The organism is Streptomyces sp. SID5910 (genome assembly GCF_009862125.1).
Taxonomy (GTDB): Bacteria; Actinomycetota; Actinomycetes; order Streptomycetales; family Streptomycetaceae; genus Streptomyces.
Genome location: NZ_WWHX01000886.1, coordinates 1 through 4,092 on the forward strand (window position 1 = coordinate 1; position 4,092 = coordinate 4,092).

General features: G+C 73.6%; 7 protein-coding genes. 4 read left to right on the plus strand and 3 right to left on the minus strand.

Annotated elements, in window-relative coordinates:
• The coding region (locus tag GTW67_RS31255; RefSeq protein ID WP_161168114.1) for an ATP-binding cassette domain-containing protein at nucleotides 1–519 on the minus strand (519 nt) is incomplete at its 3' end.
• Nucleotides 520–845: 326 nt separating this feature from the next.
• Between GTW67_RS31255 and GTW67_RS31260 the strand changes: the two genes are divergently transcribed.
• Nucleotides 846–1,517: a GPP34 family phosphoprotein gene (locus GTW67_RS31260; protein ID WP_161168115.1), complete on the plus strand. Its 672-nt coding sequence runs from the start codon at nucleotides 846–848 to the stop codon at nucleotides 1,515–1,517.
• A gap of 49 nt (nucleotides 1,518–1,566) precedes the next feature.
• On the opposite strand, the gene ssgD is transcribed toward GTW67_RS31260, so the two are convergent.
• Nucleotides 1,567–1,983 carry a spore wall synthesis regulator SsgD gene (ssgD, locus tag GTW67_RS31265; protein ID WP_161168116.1) on the minus strand — a complete coding sequence of 139 codons (417 nt, stop codon included), beginning with the start codon at nucleotides 1,981–1,983 and terminating at the stop codon, nucleotides 1,567–1,569.
• A gap of 260 nt (nucleotides 1,984–2,243) precedes the next feature.
• Here ssgD and GTW67_RS31270 point away from each other — a divergent pair, with 260 nt between their 5' ends.
• Nucleotides 2,244–2,573: a plasmid stabilization protein gene (locus tag GTW67_RS31270; protein ID WP_161168117.1), complete on the plus strand. Its 330-nt coding sequence runs from the start codon at nucleotides 2,244–2,246 to the stop codon at nucleotides 2,571–2,573.
• A gap of 15 nt (nucleotides 2,574–2,588) precedes the next feature.
• Here GTW67_RS31270 and GTW67_RS31275 read toward each other — a convergent pair whose 3' ends face one another.
• Nucleotides 2,589–2,885, minus strand: a complete 297-nt coding sequence (locus GTW67_RS31275; protein WP_161168118.1) for a YciI family protein — start codon at nucleotides 2,883–2,885, stop codon at nucleotides 2,589–2,591.
• A gap of 43 nt (nucleotides 2,886–2,928) precedes the next feature.
• Here GTW67_RS31275 and GTW67_RS31280 point away from each other — a divergent pair, with 43 nt between their 5' ends.
• The gene (locus GTW67_RS31280; RefSeq protein ID WP_161168119.1) at nucleotides 2,929–3,630 is read left to right on the plus strand and encodes an endonuclease V; all 702 of its coding nucleotides are present in this window, start codon (nucleotides 2,929–2,931) and stop codon (nucleotides 3,628–3,630) included.
• Between the two features lie 48 nt (nucleotides 3,631–3,678).
• Nucleotides 3,679–3,825, plus strand: a complete 147-nt coding sequence (gene mmpA / locus GTW67_RS37180; protein ID WP_202437946.1) for a morphogenic membrane protein MmpA — start codon at nucleotides 3,679–3,681, stop codon at nucleotides 3,823–3,825.
• The last annotated feature ends 267 nt before the right edge of the window (nucleotides 3,826–4,092 follow it).

Sequence of the window (4,092 nt, forward strand, 5' to 3'; positions counted from 1 at the left end):
GTCGAGGTTGTTGGTGGGCTCGTCCAGCAGCAGGACGTCCGGCCGGCGCAGCAGCAGGGCCGCCAGCCGGAGCAGGACGGACTCGCCGCCGGACACCTCGCCGATGGTCCGGTCCAGCGCCACATGGCCGAGGCCGAGCTCGCCGAGCGTGGCGAGGGCGCGCTCCTCGACGTCCCAGTCGTCGCCGACGGTCTCGAAGTGCTCCTCGGCCACGTCACCGGCCTCGATGGCGTGCAGCGCGGCCCGCTGCGCGGCGATGCCGAGCGCCTCGTCGACCCGCAGGGCGGTGTCGAGCGTGACGTTCTGCGGGAGGTGACCGACCTCGCCGGCCACGCGGACGGCGCCGTCCGCGGGGGCGAGCTGCCCGGCGATCAGTCTCAACAGGGTGGATTTACCAGACCCGTTGGCCCCGACGAGCCCGGTCCGGCCGGGGCCGAACGCGGTGTCGAGCCCGTCGAAGAGGGGGGTGCCGTCGGCCCAGGCGAACGAGAGGGCCGTACAGGTGATGGATGCAGACATACGGAGTCTCCGCGGTTGCTCGATGCGGTCAGGGGCAAACGCGTATCGAGACACCGGGAGCGGCGACCGCCGTCGGGCGAGGGAAGGAGGAGTCCGCGGGACGGCGGGGCATGAGAAAAGCCCTGTTCCGCACGGGACGGCTCGAACGCCGAGGTCGCAGGCGACGCACACCCCACACCAGGGGGTGACGCGGTGTCTCAGGACCTCAGACGAGCAACGTCCTTCTCCGATCGGCGGCAACAGAAGCGTTGTACACCGTAGGAGGGCCCGGTCCGGGGTGTCAACGCCTTATCGCGGATCCGGTCCCACGGCCCCTAGGAGGCACCGTGCCCAACGGCTCACTCTCCCTGCCGGCCCGGCTCTGCCTGCTGGCCTGGGACCCCGACCGCCCCGGGGGCGCCGACACCGCGCGGCTGCACCACCTGGTGCGCGCCGGCGCCCTCACCGAACTCGCCCGGCGCGGGCTGCTCACCGACGACGACGGCATCGCCACGCCCGTCGACCTGGACTCCCGCACCGGCGACGCCGTCCTCGACGGGCTGCTGGACCTCGTCCGCGAGTCCATGCCGCGCCGCTGGCGCGCGTGGGTGCGGTCGTACGCGCGGGTCACCTTCGACGCCGTCCGGGAACAGCTCGTCGCCGGCGGCTGTCTGCGGGCCGAGAAGAAGCGGGTGCTCGGCGTGTTCCCCTCCGTGGACCACGTCCTGGCCCGGACCGCCGCGGCACAGGCGCTGCGCGAGGAGGCACGGGCCGCCCTGGACGGGACCCTGCCGGCCGGGGAGGTCTCCGAGCGGGACGCGATCGTCGCCGCCCTGGCGGGCACGGCCGAGCTGCGCGCCCTCGGGCCCGTGGAGGACCGGGCGCGCCGGGAGGGGCGCATCGAGGAGCTGACCGCGCGCGGCGCGACGGCGGCACCCGGCCTGGGCAAGGTCCTGCGGGAGGTGCGGGCCGCGATCGGCGCCGAGACGGCGCGCGCGGTGACCTCGGCGAACGGCTGACAGGCACCCGGCGGGCCGGCCGGGGGTCACGCCCCCGCGCCGGATCCGCTCAGCAGGTGCCCCGCATCAGCTCCGCCAGGTCGTGGTCCAGGTCCAGCTGAAGATGCTCCAGGCCGACCGGCACCAGCTCGCCGGTGGCGTGGAGGAACCGGCGCAGCTCGCCCGAGCGGACATGGACGACGGCGGTGCCCTCGGGGGCGTGGAACTCCAGGACAGTGCGGTCGTACCCGTACGGCCGCACCCGGACGTCGCCGTGGCCGTCGGGTTCCCGCATCCCGGCGATGAGCAGCTCGCGGGAGAAGGTCCAGCACACCTCCACGCCCTCCAGGGTGGCCGGGGCCGGGAAGGTCATGCGGACGGCGAACGGGTCGTCGCGGTCGTAGTGCAGCGTGGCGGGAATGCTCGGCATACGCGGCGCGGCAGCGACGAGACGCGCCTCGACGGGCTGCTCGATGACGGTGGACAACGCCTTGCTCCCTCGTGACGGCTGGACGGGCTTCCGGGGTGGTACGGGCCGGGCACTGGAAGAGACGACGGAATCAGCCAGTCCGTGCACACGAGGTGCGAGTGACCTCTGTCACCGCCTTCATGCACCGGAGTGACATGACTCTCCTCGCCTGCCCCACAAGGCACTTGCGGCCACTCGGCGGCACTGGAAGCGCGGGGCCGGGTGTTTGTCCGTAACGTGGGTATCCGTTCGCTGAACGTGAGAGGAAGTGAGCGAACATGCCACGCGGTTCGAGCTCCAAGCGGGAGCGGCAGTACGAACACATCAAGGACAGCGCGAAGGACCGTGGCGAGAGCACCGGCCGGGCCGAGGAGATCGCGGCCCGCACGGTGAACAAGGAGCGCGCCCGGTCCGGCGAGTCGAAGACCGCCAGCCGTACGTCCACGCAGGACAAGTCGCCCAGCAAGCGCGGCGGACAGCGGTCCGGGAACCGGCAGGGCCCCCAGGGCCCGACCTACGACCAGCTGTACCAGGAGGCCAAGCGCCGTGACATCAGCGGCCGTTCGAACATGAACAAGGGCGAGTTGCAGCGTGCGCTCGGCAAGTGAGCCGCCGCACCGGCCCTAACCGAGCGTCTCCCGGTACCCCTCCAGCGCCGGGGCCGTCTTCGTGGCGACGAACTCGGTGATGCGATACGCGCACACGCCCGCCTCCACGAAGGGATCGCCCGCGGTGATCTCCTCGATCCGCGCACGGTTCTCCGCGACGGCGACGATCACTCCGCCGTCGCGGGGCTCCTTGCGCCCGGACGCGAGGAACACCCCCTGCTCGTACAGGGCGTCGAGCCATACCACGTGGTCCGGCAGCACGGCGTCGACGGCTTCGAGCGGGGCGGTGTAGGACAGTTCCAGTACGAACATGATCGCGAGCCTACTGCGGCGGTCCCGTAGGCTGGCCGCCACCATGACGACCGTGACCGCGCACACCCCCGCCGACTGGCCCGCGACCGAGGAACGCGCCCGCGCCGTCCAGGACGAACTGCGGGCCCGCGTGGTGCTCGACGAGCCGGGCCCGTCTCCCGGAACGGGTCATGTGACCGGCGTGGACGTCGCCTACGACGACGAACGCGACGTCGTCGCCGCGGCGGCCGTCGTCCTCGACGCGGCGACCCTCGCCGTGGTCGCCGAGGCCACCGCCGTCGGGCGGATCTCGTTCCCCTACGTGCCCGGACTGCTCGCCTTCCGCGAGATCCCCACCGTCCTCGCCGCCCTCGACGCGCTGCCCCGCCCGCCCGGCCTGGTCGTCTGCGACGGCTACGGGCTGGCCCACCCGCGCCGCTTCGGGCTCGCCAGTCACCTCGGCGTACTCAGCGGGCTGCCCACGATCGGCGTCGCCAAGAACCCGTTCACCTTCACCCACGCCGACCCGGGCGCGGGGCGCGGCGGCGCGGCCCCGTTGCTCGCCGGGACCGAGGAGGTCGGGCGCGCGCTGCGCACCCGTGACGGGGTCAAGCCGGTCTTCGTCTCCGTCGGCCACCGGGTGAGTCTCGACAACGCCTGCGCGCACACGCTGGCGCTGACCCCCGCCTACCGCCTGCCGGAGACGACCCGCAGGGCGGACGCCCTGTGCCGCGCGGCCCTGCGGGACGCGGTCCGACACGCCTGAGTATCCGTACGGGTGTGCGTTGTCAGTGGGTCACGGCAGGCTGAGCACATGACGACACACCGCACCTCCGAGTCCTCCGCCCATCCGCTCCGGCTCACCGACCGAGCGGTGACCGCGGGCCTGTCGCTCGCGGTGACGGCCGGAGTGGCCTGGATAGGCGGGATGATCTACACGCTCGCCGGGTGGTCGGCCTAGGCGGCCCGCCCGGCCGGGACGGCCGGACCCGGGGGACGGGCGAGCGACCAGCCCTGGGGGTATAGGCCGAGCGACCGGCCCTGGGGACACGGGCCCAGCGGCAGGACCTGCCCACCGGCCCCGCACCCGGACCCAGCGGGTCCGAGACCGGGGGCCCGGACCGTCCCGGGACGGCTGCCTAGCCCGCCCGTCGAGCGGGCGGATCTGCCCACCGGCCCGGCGCCCGGGCCCGGCGGGTCCGAGACCGCGGGCCCGGACCGCCTCGGG

What these genes read in the sequence shown, in the direction of transcription:
- GTW67_RS31275 (WP_161168118.1), bottom strand. Translation starts at nt 2,885, where the DNA reads ATGTTCGTACTGGAACTGTCCTACACCGCCCCGCTCGAAGCCGTCGAC.
- GTW67_RS31270 (WP_161168117.1), top strand. Translation starts at nt 2,244, where the DNA reads ATGCCACGCGGTTCGAGCTCCAAGCGGGAGCGGCAGTACGAACACATC.
- GTW67_RS31280 (WP_161168119.1), top strand. Translation starts at nt 2,929, where the DNA reads ATGACGACCGTGACCGCGCACACCCCCGCCGACTGGCCCGCGACCGAG.
- mmpA (WP_202437946.1), top strand. Translation starts at nt 3,679, where the DNA reads ATGACGACACACCGCACCTCCGAGTCCTCCGCCCATCCGCTCCGGCTC.